A 15687-nucleotide genomic window follows, 5' to 3' on the forward strand; every position below is an offset into this window, starting at 1 on the left:
GGCCTATCTGGATGACTTTTTCGAGATCACACTCATCCAGATAGGCCAACGTCGATTATGGGCACCCGTCGACCCGCAGGCGTTGACCGTGAGTGAGTGGCTTGGGTAATGTGCGGCCGCACGGAAAGCGTTTACCATCGCGTTTCTACGACGGCCCTGGACCCCACTCACCCTCGGAGCGCCAGCATGTCCGCACGTCATGACAGCCCCTGGTGGCGAGACGCCGTGATCTACCAGGTGTATCCGCGCAGCTTCGCCGACGGCAACGGTGACGGCGTCGGCGACCTCGCGGGCCTGCGCGAGCGCCTGCCGTACCTGCGCGATCTCGGCGTGGACGCGATCTGGCTCAGCCCCTGGTACGTCTCCCCGATGGCCGACGCCGGCTACGACGTGGCCGACTACCGCGACATCGACCCGCTGTTCGGCACGCTGGTCGAGGCGGAGGAGCTGATCGCGCAGGCGCACGCGCACCGGCTGCGCGTGATCGTCGACATCGTGCCCAACCACTGCTCCGACGCGCACCCGCGGTTCCGGGCGGCGCTCGCGGCCGGGCCCGGCTCGCCGGAGCGGGAGCTGTTCTGGTTCCGCCCCGGCCGGGGCGAGCACGGCGAGCTGCCGCCCAACGACTGGGGCTCGCACTTCGGCGGCCCGGCCTGGACGCGCGCCGCCGACGGCGAGTGGTTCCTGCACATGTTCGCCCCCGAGCAGCCCGACTGGAACTGGGACCATCCCGCCGTACGCGAGGACTTCCAGGTCACGCTGCGGTTCTGGCTCGACCGCGGGGTGGACGGGTTCCGCATCGACGTCGCCGACCACCTGGTCAAGGACCCGGCGCTGCCGGACGCGGCCGGGCTCGGGCCGGACGTGATCCGGCCGTGGCGCGACCAGGAGGGCGTGCACGAGATCTACCGGGAGTGGCGCAAGATCGCCGACTCGTACCCGCAGCGTGGGGTCTTCGTGGGCGAGCTGTGGGACGAGGACCCCGTGCGGTTCACCCGCTACCTGCGCCCGGACGAGCTGCACACCGGCTTCAACTTCCCGTTCCTGTCCTGTCCCTGGGACGCGGCCGCGTTCCGCGACGTCGTCGACCGCACGCTGGCCACCCACGCGCTGGTCGGCGCGCCCGCCACCTGGGTGCTGTCCAACCACGACGTGGTACGCCACGCGACCCGCTACGGCCGGGCGCACACCGCGCACTCGTTCGACGACGCGAAACACGTCGAGCCGAGCGACCTGGCGCTGGGCACCCGGCGCGCCCGTGCCGCCGCGCTGCTCAGCCTGGCCCTGCCCGGCTCGGCCTACCTCTACCAGGGCGAGGAGCTGGGCCTGCCCGAGGTCGAGGACATCCCCGACGCGCTGCTGCAGGACCCGCGCTGGCTGCGCTCCGGGTTCACCGACCGGGGCCGGGACGGCTGCCGGGTGCCGCTGCCCTGGTCCGGCGACGCCGCGCCGTACGGGTTCAGCCCGCCGGGCGCGACCGCCCCGCCGTGGCTGCCGCAGCCGGCGAGCTGGGCCCGGCTGTCGGCCGCCGCGCAGACCGGCGACCGGCGCTCCACGCTCGAGCTCTACCGCCGCGCGCTGCACCTGCGCCGCACCGAGCCCGACCTCGGCGACGGCACCCTGACCTGGCTGCCCTCGGACGGCGACGTGCTGCACTTCCGGCGCGGCGACGGCTTCGCCTGCCTGGTCAACCTCGGCGACCGCGCGGTGCCGTTGCCGCCGTACGAGTACGTCCTGCTCACCAGCGACCCCCTGGAGGATCTGAAAGTCGCCCCGCACAGCGCCGTCTGGCTGCGTGTGGCATGAGCGGCCGTGTTCTCGTCGTCGGGATCGACGGCGTACGCCTGGACACGCTGCGCGCCGCGCACACCCCGCACCTGGACGCGGTCGAGGCGGCGGGCTGGCTGGCCGAGTTCGAGCTGAGCGAGGACGCGCCGACCCTGTCCGGGCCGGCCTGGGCGTCCGTCGCGACCGGACTGTGGCCCCGGGTGCACGGCATCCACGGCAACGTGTTCGCCGGGCACCGGCTGGCCGCGTTCCCCGACGTGTTCACCACGGCCCGGCGCCGCGGCTTCGCCACCTACGTCGGCGCGACCTGGTCGCCCCTGGTCACCACCGAGTACGGCGGCCCGCTGTTCGCCGCGCCGACCCGCCTGGCGTACGCCGACGGGCACGCGCTCGGCCACGACCGCGCCGACCGGCACATCGCCGACGATGCGGCCCGCGTGCTGGGCGCCGAGGGTGTCGACGCCGCGTTCGTCTACCTCGGCGAGCCCGACGAGGTCGCGCACGAGCTCGGCACCGGCCCGCAGTACACGGCCGCCATCGAGCGGGCCGACCTGCATCTCGGGCTGGTGCTCGACGCGGTCCGCGCCCGTCCCCGCTTCGCCGCCGAGGACTGGACCTTCCTCGTGGTCACCGATCACGGGCACCGCGACGAGGGCGGGCACGGCGGGCGTACCCGCTGGGAGCGCACCGCGTGGCTGGCCGCCTGCGGCGCGGGCATCGGCCCGCACGCCCCCGCCGGGGTTAACCACGTGTCCGTCGCCCCCACGGTCCTGGACGCACTCGGCCAGGACCTGCGCCATGAGAGCCACCTCGCGGGCACCTCGCTGCTCGCCCGACCGGCGGACCGGCTTCCCGCCGGCGACGACGCCGAGCGGACTGCCGGGTCGACCGGAGGCTCTGCCGGCCACGCCGCCCGGCGTGCTGCCGAAACGCCCGGGGACCTTGCCGAAGACTCCGCCGCGCGCGCCGCCGAACCGGCTGGGGACCTTGCCGGCCACGCCGCCGGGCGCGCCGCCGAACCGGCTGGGGACCTTGCCGGCCACGCCGCCGGGCGTGCCGCCGAGTCGGCCGGGGTCTGACGTGTCGCCGCTGGCCTTCGGCCTGATCGCCGCGTCGGTGCTGTGCCACGCCACCTGGAACCTGATGTCCAAGCGGGCCGCCGCCGGGGGCACCGTCTTCGTCGCCGTGTGGTCGGTGGTCGCGGCGCTGATCTGGGCGCCGTTCGGCATCTGGGCGCTGGTCACCAGCTGGGACCGGCTCGGCTGGGGCAGCGCCGTGCTGCTCGGCGGGGCGGCGCTGCTGCACACCGGGTACTACCTGCTGCTGCAGCGCGGCTACGCCGTCGGGGACCTGTCGGTGGTGTACCCGATCGCCCGCGGCCTGGGCCCGGTGCTGATCTGCGCGGTGGCGGTGCCGTTCTTCGGTGAGGACCCCGGCCTGCTCGGCTGGGCGGGCACGCTGGCGCTGTCGGTCAGCGTGGCCATGATCGGCCGCCCGGACGCCGACGCGCTCAAACGCCCCGCCCCGATCCTGTACGCGCTCGCGGTCGGCGTCTTCATCGCGGCGTACACCCTGTGGGACCGCAACGCGGTCGCGGTGGCCGCGCTGTCGCCGATCCTGGTCAACTGGGGTGGCGACACCGGCCGCGCGGTGATGCTCGCGCCGTGGCTGTTCCGGCACCGCGCGAAGGTGCGCCAGGTGTGGCGCGAGCACCGCCGCGAGGTATTCGGCACTGCGATCTGCTCGCCCGGGGCGTACATGCTGGCCCTGACCGCGATGACGATGGCACCGGTGACCGTCGTCGCGCCGCTGCGCGAGGTCAGCGTGCTGCTGGTGGTGTTCCTCGGCGCCCGGCTGCTGGGCGAGCGCGACATGTGGCGGCGACTCGTCGCAGCCCTGGGCGTCGTGCTCGGCGCCGTCGGCGTGACCCTCGGCCGCGGCTGACCCCAAGATCGCGCCGATCTTGCGCGTACGGTGGGGACGACACGCCCTCACCGGACAAATCCCTAACAGTTCGCGCAAGATCGATACGATCTTGGGGCACGGGCGGTCGGCGGCGGGGTTGAGGTGCTGCTCGTCACGCCGCGCCCGGCCCGGATGACGGGATGGCGCGCCTGGTGGATCAACAGGTTGAGTAGCCTGTGCGTATGAGAATCGGTGTTGTCGGAGCCACCGGCCAGGTCGGCGGCGTCATGCTCAAGGTGCTCGCGGAGCGCAAGTTCCCCGTCGACGAGCTGCGGCTGTTCGCCTCGGCCCGCTCGGCCGGGCGCACCCTGACGTGGCAGGACACCGAGATCACGGTCGAGGACGCGGCCACCGCCGACTACACCGGGCTCGACATCGTGCTGTTCTCGGCGGGCAAGACCACCTCGCTGGCGCTCGCGCCGAAGGTGGCCGCGGCCGGCGCCGTCGTCATCGACAACTCGTCGGGCTGGCGCCTCGACCCCGACGTGCCGCTGGTCGTCGCCGAGGTCAACCCGCAGGCGGCGAAGGTGCGCCCCAAGGGCATCATCGCCAACCCCAACTGCACCACCATGGCCGCCATGCCGGTGCTGCGCCCGCTGCACGACGAGGCCACCCTCACCGGCCTGATCGCCAGCACCTACCAGGCCGTCTCCGGCACCGGCCTGACCGGCGTCGACGAGCTGCACGAGCAGGCCAGCGCCGTGATCGGCGAGGCCCGCGCGCTCGCCCACGACGGCAGCGCGGTCGACTACCCGGCGCCGAAGGTGTACGCGCACCCGATCGCCTTCAACGTGCTCCCGTTCGCGGGCGCGCTGGTCGGCGACGGCTCCAACGAGACCGACGAGGAGCAGAAGCTCCGCAACGAGAGCCGCAAGATCCTCGGCATCCCGGACCTGCCCGTGTCCGGCACCTGCGTGCGCGTGCCGGTCTTCACCGGACACTCGCTGCAGATCAACGCGCGCTTCGCCGACCCGATCAGCCCCGAGCGCGCCCGCGAGTTGCTCGCGAACGCCCCCGGCGTGCTGCTGGCCGAGGTGCCGACCCCGCTGCAGGCCGCCGGCCAGGACCCGACGTACGTCGGCCGCATCCGCCGCGACGAGACCGTCCCGAACGGCCTGTCCCTCTTCTGCTCCAGCGACAACCTGCGCAAGGGCGCCGCCCTCAACGCGGTCCAGATCGCCGAGCTCATCCACACCGAACTCTCCTGACCTCAGGAAAGGAAGGGCACCTTCTACAACGCTTAGCGTTGTAGAAGGTGCCCTTCTTAACGTGCCCGGTGCCCGCCCGTGCTCAGTCGCCCGTCCGTGCTCAGTCGCCTGTCCGTGCCCAGCCGTCGCACGGGCGGGTCGCCGGGGTGGGCCAGGGTCGCTTGGGCGGCGTCGCTGGGAGTTTCCGCGGAACACCCTGTCGAGGTCTGACGCGGCGACCTCGCGAGGGCACTGTGCGGGTGCTGTGAAGACCGTGTGCAGGCCGGCCGCTACGAGCGGTGCGGGTGCTGCAATGGGGACCGTGAGCCACAACCCCTACCGAGCACCGCTCGCCGCTGGGCGGCCCGCGCTGGCCGCCGGAACGTTCACACTGACCGTGCCACCTCTCGGCATCCTCCCGGCCGTCGCCGCCGACGGCACAGCCGCGCAGGACACCGTCTCGCAGGACGCCTTGTCGCGGGGCGCCCTCTCCAAGAACGCCTTGTCGCGGGGCGCCTTCTCGCAGGACGGCTCTGGCTCGCGGGCCGCCTCTTCGCAGGATGCCTATGGCTCGCGGGCTGAGCGGCGGCGCGCTCGGGTCCGGCGGGTGCGCGCCGGTATCGGCTGGTCGCTGGCCGGGCACGGGGTCGCGGTCGCCGCGCCCGTGCTTCCGCCGTTGCTCATGATGGCGTTCGCCGGGCCGGTGAGCGCGTCCGGAGAGCGTGCGGTGGTGTACGTGCTCGGCGCCATCGTGGCGCAGTTGCTGCTCGCGGGGTCGGTGGTCCGGCTGGGCGTGCTGCGTACCGCCCGCCGCGACGGTGCCAATGCGGCAGGCCTCGCCATCGGCTGGATCGCGGGTGTCCCGCTCGCCGTGCTCCTCGGCATCATCACCGCCGTCGCAGTCGCCCTCTGAGCCCCACCCCACCGGCACCCACCCGTTCGCTGTGCCCCACGGACTCGCCACGCTCCACGTGCTCGCCACGCTCCACGTGCTCGCCGCACGCCACGGGCTCGCCGCACCCCACGGGCTCGTCGCGCCCCACGCACTCGGCACGCTCGCCGCGCCCGCCGCACCGCGGCGCTCGGGACGCCCGCCGCGACCGCAGCGCTCGGCAACCCAGCCGCGCTCGGCACGCGCGGCACGCCCACAAAACCAACGCGTTCACCATCGACGCTGGCCTATCCGGATGACTTCGATCAACGATTCTTCATCCAGATAGGCCAACGTCTATAGCGGGACGGGTCGGGCGGCCGTCATGCCGCACGCAGGGCGCGGGGGTGCAGGTCGCGACGCATGGCGTGGCGGGGGCCGAGGGCGTCCAGGCCGAGTTCGGCCTCGTGCCGGCGGATCGCTGCCAGGCCGGGGGTCGGGTCGGTGAGCACGGTGAAGCCGCGGCGGGCGTAGTACGGCCCGTTCCAGGCCACATCGGCGAAGGTGGTCAGCGTCATCGCCTGGTAGCCTGATTGCGCCGCCCATTCGCAGGCGGCTTTCAGCAGCACGGTGCCGATGCCCCGACCGGAGTGGTCGGGATGGACGGACAGCTGCTCCAGGTGCGCCAGGCCGTCGACCTCTCCCAGCCGCGCGAACCCCACCGGCGGATCTCCCGCGACCAGCACACATGCCGCCTCGGCGAGCTCCTCGACGCTGCCCGGCGGCGGCAGCGGGCCGATGCCCGCCTCGTGGAACGGCGCGTCCGAGGCCAGCTCCACCTCCACCAGCAGCGGCAGCTCCGCCGCTCGTGCCCGGCGCACCCGCACCTCACCCATCGCGCTCCCGCTCCCCGGACTCACACCGCCGGATCTTGTGCAGTTCGTGTCGCGGGAGCAGCACCAAGTGCACAAGATCCCGAACACCGACGAAGACGTCAGGAAGGAAGAGGCTATGTCAGCCGTACACGAAAGGCTCGTGATAATCACCGGCGGGCCGGGCGCGGGCAAGACGACGCTCATCGAGGCGCTGCGCGAGCGCGGGTTCGCGACCGCGCCCGAGGCCGGACGGGCGATCATCCAGGACCAGGTGGCGATCGGCGGGCGCGCCCTGCCGTGGGCCGACACGGAGCTGTTCGCCGAGATGGGTCTCATGTGGGAGCTGCGGTCGTACCGCTGGGCGCTGGAGCAGCCGGGGACGGTCTTCTTCGACCACGCGATGCCGTCGCTGGCGTCGTACTACGCGATGGTCGCCGGCGCGGTGCCGCCGTACGTCGAGGCCGCCGTGCGGCGGTGCCGCTACCGGACGCGGGCGTACGTCGCGCCGCCGTGGGCGGAGATCTTCTGCAACGACGCCGAACGCAAGCAGACCTACGCCGAGGCGCTGAAACTGCACGAGCTGGTCCTCGACGGATACCACCGCTACGGCTACGAGCTGGTGGAACTCCCCCGCTGCCCGGTCGCACAGCGGGTGGAGTTCCTCCTCGACGACCTCGGCCGCTGACGACGCCCGGCGGCAGTCTCCAACGCTGACGACCTCGGACGGTGACCCCTCCGGCGGTGGCGGACTCGGACGGCGACGACCACCGGCGATGGCCGGCTCGGGCGGCACCGTCCCGGGTCGCGGCGGCCCGGGACGGTGCCGGTTCAGGCGGAGATCAGGCCGGTGGCCGAGCCCCCGGCCGCGCCCGCGATGCCGTCGCCGATGTGGCCGGACAGCAGGCAGGCCGCCGCGTGCTGGCCGTGCAGCGGCAGTACGGGCAGCGACTCGGTGACGCAGCGCTCGGCCACCCCGGCCCGCGCCGCGAGTCCGTCGGCCAGCGCCGGGCAGCGGGGGTGGAAGCGGCAGCCGGACGGGATCCGCGACGGGTCGGGCGACTCGCCGGCGAGGATCACCGGCTCCCGCCCGGCCGCCTCGGGCAGCACCGACAGCAGCGCCGCGGTGTACGGGTGCCGCGGCGCGGCCAGCACCTGCTCGGTGCGTCCGACCTCGACGATGCGCCCGAGGTACATCACCGCGAGCTTGTCGGCGATGTTCCAGGCCAGGCCGAGGTCGTGCGTGACGACCAGGACGGACAGGCCGAGCTCGTCGCGCAGCGACAGCAGCAGCGCCAGGATCTCGCCGCGCACCGACGCATCCAAGGAAGCCACCGGCTCGTCCGCGATGATCAGCTCCGGTTCCAGCACCAGAGCGCCCGCGATGACGACGCGCTGGCGCTGGCCGCCGGACAGCTCGTGGGGGTAGCGGTGGAAGAACCGCTCCGCGGGGCGCAGCCCGGCCTGCGACAGCGCCTTGGCGACCAGCGCGCGCTCGTCGCCGGGCACCCGGTGGATGCGCAGTCCCTCGGCGACGGCCTCGTACACGGTGCGCCGGGGGTTGAGCGCGCCGGTCGGGTCCTGCAGCACCAACTGCACCCTGCGGCGCAGCGCCTTGAGGCCCTTGCCGCTGTAGTCCAGCGGCCTGCCGTGGTGCAGCACCTGGCCGGCGTACGGCCGCTGCAGGCCCAGCAGGGTGCGGGCCAGCGTGGTCTTGCCGCTGCCGGACTCGCCGGCCAGGGCCAGGATCTGCCCCTTGTCGATCGCGAGCTCGACGCCGTCGACCGCGCGGACCGGCGGCACGCCCCTGCCCCGGCCGCCGAAGCCGACGTGCAGGTTCCGCGCCTCCAGCACGGGATGCACCGAAACAGTCATGCCGTCGCCTCCCGGCCCTCGGCCCCGCCGTCACCGGCGGAGGTCACGGTCTGCCCGTTCCCCACGTGTACACAGGCCGCGCTGCGCTCGGCGTCGACCGTGCGCAGCCGGACGTCGTACTGCACGCATTCGGGCAGCGCCACCGGGCAGCGCGGCGCGAAGGCGCACCCGCCGCCGACCTCGCGCGGATCGGGCGGGTCGCCCGGCAGCCCGCGCGGGGCGCGCCGGGACGACATGTCGCCGATCACCGGGAACGCCGCCGCCAGCGCCTGCGCGTACGGGTGCGCCGCGTCGGCGAACAGCCGGTGCCCCGGGCCCTGCTCGACGACGCGACCGGCGTACATCACGGCGACCCGGTCGCAGGTGGAGGCGAGCACCGACAGGTCGTGGCTGATCAGGATGAGGCCCACGCCACGCTCCCGCACCAGCTGGTTGAGCAGCGCCAGCACCTGCGCCTGCACCATCACGTCGAGCGCGGTGGTGGGCTCGTCCGCGATGATCAGCTGCGGCGAGCAGGCCAGCGCCATGGCGATCATGACGCGCTGCTTCTGCCCGCCGGACAGCTCGTGCGGGAACGAATCCGCCCGCCAGGCGGGCACGCCGACCTGCTCCAGCAGCTCGTCGACCTGCCTGCGCGCGGTGGCCCGGGCGGCCTTCGGCGCGTGCAGCACGATCGCCTCGGCGATCTGGTGCCCGATGGTGCGTACGGGGTTGAGCGCGTGCATCGCGCCCTGGAACACGATCGACGCCTCGTTCCACCGCACCGCGCGCAGCTGGCCCCAGCTCATCTTCAGCACGTCGGCGCCGTTGAGCAGGATCTCGCCGGACACCTCGGCGTTGCCGGGCAGCAGCCGCAGGATCGCGCTCGCCAGCGTCGACTTGCCGCACCCCGACTCACCGGCCAGCCCCAGCGTCTCCCCCGCCCCGAGCGAGAGGTCCACCCCGCGCACCGCGGGCAACGGCACCCCCCGGTCTCGGTACGCCACCCGCAGATCCCTGACATCGAGCAGCACCGAACCTCCAGCTGTTCGCGCTTGCGGGGCTCGCTCCGCTCGCTCCTCGCTGCTCACTGAGCCGCCGGCTGTTCGCGCCTGCGGGGCTCGCTCCGCTCGCTCCTCGCTGCTCACGGTTTGCCCTCCAGCCTCGGGTCGAGGATGCGTTCCAGGGCGCGGCCGCACATGTTGAAGGCGCGCACCACCAGGACCACGGCGATGCCGGGGAACAGGATCCACCACCAGGCGCCGCGGTCGATCGCGGCCTGGGAGTACGCCTCGTCGAGGATCCGCCCCCAGGAGACCCGCAGCGGGTCGCCGAGGCCGAGGAACGACAGCGTGGTCTCCGCGATGATCGCCAGCGAGACGGTCAGCGTGGTGTTGGCCAGCACCAGGGGCATGACGTTGGGCAGCACGTGCCGGGTCATCTGGTGCCAGTGCCCGCCGCCGAGCGCCCTGGCCCGTTCCAGGTAGGGGCGCGCCTCGATGGCCATGGTCTGCGCGCGCACCAGCCGGGCCGTGCCCGACCAGGACGTCACCCCGATCACGATGATCACCGCGATCAGCTTCGGCACGTCCGGCGGGAACACCGTGGCCAGCACGATCGCCAGCGGCAGGTACGGGATGACCAGGAACCACTCGGTCAGCCGGTTCAGCCCGCCGCCGAGCATCCCGCTGAAGTGGCCCGAGGTGATGCCGATCAGGGTGCCCAGCACCATGGAGATGACGGTGGCGGCCAGGCCCACCAGCAGCGTCACCTGGCTGCCGTGGATCACCATGGTCAGCAGGGAGCGGCCGGCGTGGTCGGTGCCCAGGGGGTACGCCCCCGACGGCGGCGCGGCCAGCGGCCCGTCGGCCTTGGTGACCTCCAGCCCGGCCGGGTCCGCCAGCAGCGACGCGAAGATCGCCACCAGCCCGAACAGCACCAGCACGACCAGGCCGGACATGCCCTCCCGGTCCCGCAGGAACCGCCGCCACGCACCACCGCGCAGCCGGCGCGCAGGAACCACCGCCGCGCTCATGCCTCCTCCTCGCTTCGCTCGTCGTCCGCATGAGCTCCGATGCGCGACATGATTCGCTCGCTTCGCTCGCTCATGCCGCACGCACCCGGGGGTCGAGGACCGGCATCAGCAGGTCGGCCACGAGATTCATCACGATGACTCCCGCCGAGAAGACCAGGAACAGGCCCTGCAGCAGCGGGATGTCCGGCCCCCGCAGCGCGTCGTAGGTGAGCCGGCCCAGGCCCGGCCAGGAGAAGACGGTCTCCACCGTGATCGCGCCGGCCACCACGAAGCCCATGCTGAGGAAGAACAGGGTCATCGACGGCAGCAGCGCGTTGGGCAGCGCGTGCCGCCGCAGCACCAGGTCGTCGCGCAGGCCCTTGGCGCGGGCGGTGGTCAGGTAGTCGGCGCGCCGCTCGTCCAGGATCGACGACCGCATGATCAGGGAGTACTCGGCGACGTAGACGATCGCGAGCACGGTCACCGGCAGCACCATGTGCCAGAGCACGTCGAGCCAGGCGGGCAGGGTGGATCGGGGGTCGTTCATGCCCCGGGTCGGGAAGATGCCGTACCGGTTGAGGAACACCAGCAGCACCAGGCCGAGCAGCCACTCGGGCATGGAGTAGAAGGTGACCGCGGCGCTGGAGCTGACCCGGTCGAAGCGGCTGCCCTGGCGCCAGCCGGCGCGGGCGCCCAGCCACACGCCGAGCATGGCGGCGATCACCAGGGCGGTGCCGGACAGCAGCACGGTGGGCCAGAACCGTTCCATGATCACGTCGGTGACCTTGGCGTGCTGGCTGAACGAGACGCCCAGGTCGCCGCTGAAGACGCTCTTGACGTACTTGACGAACGCGACGTCCCAGCTGTCGTTGAGGCCCAGGCGTTCACGCAGCTCGCGCAGCGCCTCCGGGTCGGCGTTGCGGCCGCGCGGCGCGAACGCCTTGGCCGGGTCGCCGGGCAGCACCCGGAACAGGAAGAAGTTCACGATCACGACGAAGACCAGCATCAGCACCGCGGCCAGGCACTTGCGCAGGACGTACGCCGCCGGCGGGGTCCGGCGGGGCCGGCGCGTCACCGCACCGGCCCCACCGCCTGACCCGGTCATTCCCGGTCGTCCGCGTTCTTGCGCCGGGCCAGCACCAGCACCACGCCGCCGACGACGAGCAGCAGCACCACGCCGCCGACGACCCAGAGCACCACGCCCGAGCCGGATTCCTGCTCGGCCGCCTGCTCGATGACCGGCGTGATGTTGCGGTAGCTGTGCGTGCCGTACTGGAAGGCGAGGATGCCGCCCTGCGAGGGCTGCGGCACGAACCCGGTGAAGCGGTCCGACCGGTACGCCTCGGACTGGTTGTAGTAGTACGTCAGCGAGTACGCGACGTCGTCGTACAGCAGCTGCTGGGCCTTCTTGACCACCTCGGCGCGCTTGGCCGGGTCGATCATCGTCTGCTGCTCGGCGTAGAGCGCGTCGAACGCGGGGCTGCAGTAGAAGCTGTCCGACCAGCCCGCGGCGATCTCGCCGTCCTCCTCGTACGACCGCTGGTCGCAGGTCATCACCGACAGCTGGAAGTCGGGGTCGGGCTCGACCACCCAGCCCCACTCGAACATGTCGAACTCGCCCTTGCCGAGCACGGCGGTGAGGTTGTCCTCGCTCATGATCGAGACGGTGACCGCGATGCCGATCTCCTTGAGCCAGGAGCGCACGTACTCCGTCGACTGCTTGGAGTACTCGGAGCTGTCCCGGCCGAAGAGGCGGAACTTCAGCGCCTTGCCGTCCTTGGCGCGGATGCCGTCGGCGCTCTTGGCGTAGCCGGCCGCGTCGAGGATCGAGTTGGCCTTGGCCAGGTCGAACGCGCGCTCGGCCGCGCCCGGGTTCCAGTGCAGGTCGGCGTAGATCGGCGGGATGACGCCGGTGGCCGGGCTGCCGTGGCCGTTGAGGACCTTGGCGACCAGCGTCTTACGGTCGATGGCGTGGTCGATGGCGAGCCGGACCTGCTTGTCCTTGAGCGCCGGGTGGCCGTCGCCGATCGCCTTGCCGTCGGTGGTCGCCGCGCCGAGGTTGTAGGCGATCTCGTTGAAGCCGTAGTACTTCGCGTCGTTGACCGTGATGCCGGGCTCCTTGACCAGCGTCTCGGCGATGGCCGCCGGCAGGTCCTGGGCCATGTCGACCTCACCCTGGCGCAGCGCCTGGGCCAGCGCCGAGTCGTCGGCGAAGACCGTGAAGATCAGCTCGTCGATGCCGGGCGCGCCCGCGAAGTGCTGCTTGTTCGCGGCGAAGCGGTAGAACTGGCCCTTCTTGGCCTCGGCGAGCCGGAACGGGCCGGAGCCGACCACGTTCGCGTCGTTGGCGAAGGTGGCCGCATCCTTGGCGCTGATCTTCGTCCACACGTGCTCGGGCAGGATCGGCACCGCGAGCCGCAGCATGATCGGGCTGGGCTTCTCGACCTCCATCACCACGGTGTGGTCGTCGGTCGCGGTGATCTTGGTGATGTTGTCGACGTAGCTGGCGTACTGGCCGTTGGCCGTCTCGTCGTCCTTGGCCCGCTGGAAGGTGTACGCCACGTCCTTGGCGGTCAGGTCGACGCCGTCGGACCACTTCACGCCCTTGCGGAGGTGGAAGGTCCAGGTCTTGCCGTCGGCCGAGGTCTCCCACCGCTCCGCCAGCCACGGCTCGGGCGCGAAGTCCTTCGCCGAGGTCGTGGTCAGGGTGTCGTACATCAACTGGTAGGTCTCGAAGGCGCTGGCCACCACGCCGACGTACGGGTTGAGCGAGTCGATGTCCTGCTTGACGCCGATCACGAAGCTGGTCTTGCTGCGCGCCGACGCGCCCGGCGTGGGCGTGCCGTCCGCGGCCGCGGGCGACGCGACGGCGCCGAGCACGGCCAGGGCGGCCGCGACCGCCATCGCCACCCGCGTCCGGCCGCCCCGCAGCACACGCCGCGCTGACTGATTGGTCAACCAGGATTGTGGAGCAGGAGGGGTGCTGCTCATCAGTTCTCTCCCTTGGTGCCCGGGGGCGTGGCGGGTAGGGTGCCCGGTCATGCCGCACGATCTCGACAACATCGAAGTCCCGCCGGTCGCGCCCGCCGAACCGCGTCAGCACGAGCTGCACGGCCGCCGGTGGACCGACGAGTACGGATGGATGCGCGACCACGCCGACCCGCGGTTTCTCGCCTACCTGCGCGCCGAGCGCGGGTACTACGATGTCGCCGCCAGCCGGCTGGAGGGCCTCCAGACCGAGGTGTTCCACGAGGTGGAGCGACGCCTCCTCCCGACTGAGTCCTCAGTCAGTTGGAGACATGGTTCACGTTTCTACTACACCCGGACCGTCGCCGGTAGTGAGTACGAGCAGTTCTTACAGACCGGACACGACGCCGACGCCGACCGGGTGCTGCTGGACGGGGCTCTCCTCGCGGGCGCGGACGGGTTCGCCGAGATCGGGCTGCGGGAGCTGAGCCCCGACAACACGCTCCTGGCGTACTCCGTGGATACCACCGGCGACGAGGTCTATCGATTGAAGTTCCGCCGGTTGGCGACGTTGACCGACCTTTCGGAGGAGCTGCCGCGTACGTACTACACGGGCGCGTGGAGCGCCGACTCGCGCGCGTTCTTCTACACGGTGCACGACGAGCTGTTCCGGCCGCACCAGGTGTGGCGGCACGTCATCGGCACCTCGCCGGACGACGACGCGCTCGTCGCGCAGGAGGACGACGCCCGGTTCGAGCTGACCGTGCGGGCTTCCCGGGACCAGCGCTGGGTCATGATCGAGGCGCGCAGCCGGGACACCGCGGAGTGGCGCCTGATCCCGGCCGACGCCCCCGACACCGCGCCGGTGGTGGTCGCGCCGCGGCGCAAGGGCGTCGACTACCGCGTCGAGCACGCCGACGACCGGCTGGTCATCGTCACCGACGACGGTGCGCCGGAGTTCCGGGTGATGACCGCGCCGGTGGCGACCCCCGGCCGCGAGCACTGGACCGAGCTGTTCGCCCCCCGACCCGGCGAGCGGATCGTCGCCTGCCACGCGCTGCGCGGGCACTGGCTCGTCGAGCTGCGCCGCGACGGGTTCCCGCTGCTGCGCGCGGTGGACCGGGCGACCGGGTCCGAGATCGAGATCGGCGCGGAGATCCCCGCCGGGCACGTCCGCCTCGCGACCCCCTTCGCGTACGACGACACGACCGTCACGGTCGCCGTCGAGTCCCTGGTCTCACCGCCCGCCTGGTACGCCGTCGACCTGTCCACCGGGGCACGCGAGCTGCGCAAGCGCCGCGAGGTGCCCGGCTACGACGCGGGCGCGTACCGCACCGAGCGGCGGCACGCGACCGCCCCGGACGGCACCGCCGTGCCGGTGACGCTGGCCTGGCGCGCCGGCACCCCGCTCGACGGCACCGCCCCCGCCCTGCTCTACGGGTACGGCGCGTACGAGTCGGTGCTCGACCCCGAGTTCGACCCGGTGCTGCCCAGCCTGCTCGACCGCGGCGTGGTGTACGCGCTCACGCACCCGCGCGGCGGCGGCGAGAACGGCCGCGGCTGGTGGCTCGACGGGCACCTCGCGGCCAAGGCGAACACCTTCACCGACCACCTCGCCGTCGCCGACTGGCTGGCCGACGGCGTCGCCGACGGCACCCGGCTGGCCACCCGCGGGTTGTCGGCGGGCGGGCTGCTGCAGGGCGCGGTCTACACGATGCGCCCGCAGCGCTGGGCGGCCGTGGTCGCGGAGGTGCCGTTCGTGGACGTGGTGACGACCATGCTCGACCCCGACATCCCGCTGACCGTCAACGAGTGGGACGAGTGGGGCGACCCGCGCCGCCCCGAGCAGTTCGCCTGGATGCTGGCGTACTCGCCGTACGACAACCTGCCGTCCGGGCCGCGCCCGCCGCTGCTGGCCACCGGCGCGCTGCACGACCCCCGGGTGATGGTCCACGAACCCGCCAAGTGGGTCGCCCGCCTGCGCGCCACCGCGACCCCCGCCGACGGCCCGGTCTACCTGCGCGCCGAACTCGGCGCCGGCGCCCACACCGGCCCCGCCGGCCGCTACGCCCACGCCCGCTACGAAGCCGAGGTGGCCGCGTTCGTCCTGCACCACCTCCGCACCGCCTAGATCGTCCGACTTGCCTGGCACATGGGCGTATGCGCGCT

13 protein-coding genes are annotated in these 15687 nt (G+C 72.6%); 7 read left to right on the forward strand and 6 right to left on the reverse strand.

What is annotated here, in order from left to right; genetic code table 11:
• Positions 1–186 precede the first annotated feature (186 nt).
• The 5 genes from AB0J67_RS20155 to AB0J67_RS20175 all read left to right on the forward strand — a co-directional run bounded on the left by AB0J67_RS20155 (position 187) and on the right by AB0J67_RS20175 (position 5853).
• The gene (locus AB0J67_RS20155) at positions 187–1806 is read left to right on the forward strand and encodes a glycoside hydrolase family 13 protein (protein WP_363484707.1); all 1620 of its coding nucleotides are present in this window, start codon (positions 187–189) and stop codon (positions 1804–1806) included.
• The gene (locus tag AB0J67_RS20160) at positions 1803–2867 is read left to right on the forward strand and encodes an alkaline phosphatase family protein (protein WP_363484710.1); all 1065 of its coding nucleotides are present in this window, start codon (positions 1803–1805) and stop codon (positions 2865–2867) included. The genes AB0J67_RS20155 and AB0J67_RS20160 overlap by 4 nt, the downstream gene beginning before the upstream one ends.
• 1 nt (position 2868) lies before the next feature.
• Entirely contained in the window at positions 2869–3732 is an 864-nt protein-coding gene (locus AB0J67_RS20165; RefSeq protein ID WP_363484712.1) for a DMT family transporter, read from the forward strand.
• Positions 3733–3935: 203 nt separating this feature from the next.
• Positions 3936–4961 (forward strand): aspartate-semialdehyde dehydrogenase, encoded by a 1026-nt coding sequence (locus tag AB0J67_RS20170; protein WP_363484715.1) that lies wholly within the window; start codon positions 3936–3938, stop codon positions 4959–4961.
• Positions 4962–5262: 301 nt separating this feature from the next.
• Positions 5263–5853, forward strand: a complete 591-nt coding sequence (locus tag AB0J67_RS20175) for a hypothetical protein (protein ID WP_363484717.1) — start codon at positions 5263–5265, stop codon at positions 5851–5853.
• Between the two features lie 341 nt (positions 5854–6194).
• Here the strand turns inward: AB0J67_RS20175 and AB0J67_RS20180 are convergent, their stop codons facing one another.
• Positions 6195–6707, reverse strand: a complete 513-nt coding sequence (locus AB0J67_RS20180; RefSeq protein ID WP_363484720.1) for a GNAT family N-acetyltransferase — start codon at positions 6705–6707, stop codon at positions 6195–6197.
• 139 nt (positions 6708–6846) lie between these two features.
• Between AB0J67_RS20180 and AB0J67_RS20185 the strand changes: the two genes are divergently transcribed.
• Positions 6847–7371, forward strand: coding sequence for an AAA family ATPase (locus tag AB0J67_RS20185; protein WP_363484722.1), 525 nt, complete (start codon positions 6847–6849; stop codon positions 7369–7371).
• A 143-nt stretch (positions 7372–7514) separates the two neighbouring features.
• On the opposite strand, the gene AB0J67_RS20190 is transcribed toward AB0J67_RS20185, so the two are convergent.
• The 5 genes from AB0J67_RS20190 to AB0J67_RS20210 form a co-directional block, all read right to left on the reverse strand.
• The gene (locus AB0J67_RS20190) at positions 7515–8558 is read right to left on the reverse strand and encodes an ABC transporter ATP-binding protein (protein ID WP_363484725.1); all 1044 of its coding nucleotides are present in this window, start codon (positions 8556–8558) and stop codon (positions 7515–7517) included.
• The gene (locus AB0J67_RS20195; protein WP_363484728.1) at positions 8555–9571 is read right to left on the reverse strand and encodes an ABC transporter ATP-binding protein; all 1017 of its coding nucleotides are present in this window, start codon (positions 9569–9571) and stop codon (positions 8555–8557) included. Before AB0J67_RS20195 ends, AB0J67_RS20190 begins: the two co-directional genes overlap by 4 nt.
• 110 nt (positions 9572–9681) lie before the next feature.
• Complete coding sequence (locus AB0J67_RS20200; protein ID WP_363484731.1) at positions 9682–10572, reverse strand: ABC transporter permease; 891 nt, start codon at positions 10570–10572, stop codon at positions 9682–9684.
• A 70-nt stretch (positions 10573–10642) separates the two neighbouring features.
• Positions 10643–11626: an ABC transporter permease gene (locus AB0J67_RS20205; protein WP_363484734.1), complete on the reverse strand. Its 984-nt coding sequence runs from the start codon at positions 11624–11626 to the stop codon at positions 10643–10645.
• A 26-nt stretch (positions 11627–11652) separates the two neighbouring features.
• Entirely contained in the window at positions 11653–13509 is a 1857-nt protein-coding gene (locus AB0J67_RS20210; protein ID WP_363484737.1) for an ABC transporter substrate-binding protein, read from the reverse strand.
• Between the two features lie 82 nt (positions 13510–13591).
• Between AB0J67_RS20210 and AB0J67_RS20215 the strand changes: the two genes are divergently transcribed.
• Positions 13592–15649, forward strand: coding sequence for a prolyl oligopeptidase family serine peptidase (locus tag AB0J67_RS20215; RefSeq protein ID WP_363484740.1), 2058 nt, complete (start codon positions 13592–13594; stop codon positions 15647–15649).
• Positions 15650–15687 lie beyond the last annotated feature (38 nt).

The organism is Catellatospora sp. NPDC049609, from assembly GCF_040675365.1.
Classification (GTDB): domain Bacteria; phylum Actinomycetota; class Actinomycetes; order Mycobacteriales; family Micromonosporaceae; genus Catellatospora.

Bases quoted from the DNA above. Each gene is read 5' to 3' on its own strand.
- AB0J67_RS20155 (WP_363484707.1), top strand. From the start codon at position 187: ATGTCCGCACGTCATGACAGCCCCTGGTGGCGAGACGCCGTGATCTAC.
- AB0J67_RS20160 (WP_363484710.1), top strand. From the start codon at position 1,803: ATGAGCGGCCGTGTTCTCGTCGTCGGGATCGACGGCGTACGCCTGGAC.
- AB0J67_RS20170 (WP_363484715.1), top strand. From the start codon at position 3,936: ATGAGAATCGGTGTTGTCGGAGCCACCGGCCAGGTCGGCGGCGTCATG.
- AB0J67_RS20180 (WP_363484720.1), bottom strand. From the start codon at position 6,707: ATGGGTGAGGTGCGGGTGCGCCGGGCACGAGCGGCGGAGCTGCCGCTG.
- AB0J67_RS20190 (WP_363484725.1), bottom strand. From the start codon at position 8,558: ATGACTGTTTCGGTGCATCCCGTGCTGGAGGCGCGGAACCTGCACGTC.
- AB0J67_RS20200 (WP_363484731.1), bottom strand. From the start codon at position 10,572: ATGAGCGCGGCGGTGGTTCCTGCGCGCCGGCTGCGCGGTGGTGCGTGG.
- AB0J67_RS20215 (WP_363484740.1), top strand. From the start codon at position 13,592: ATGCCGCACGATCTCGACAACATCGAAGTCCCGCCGGTCGCGCCCGCC.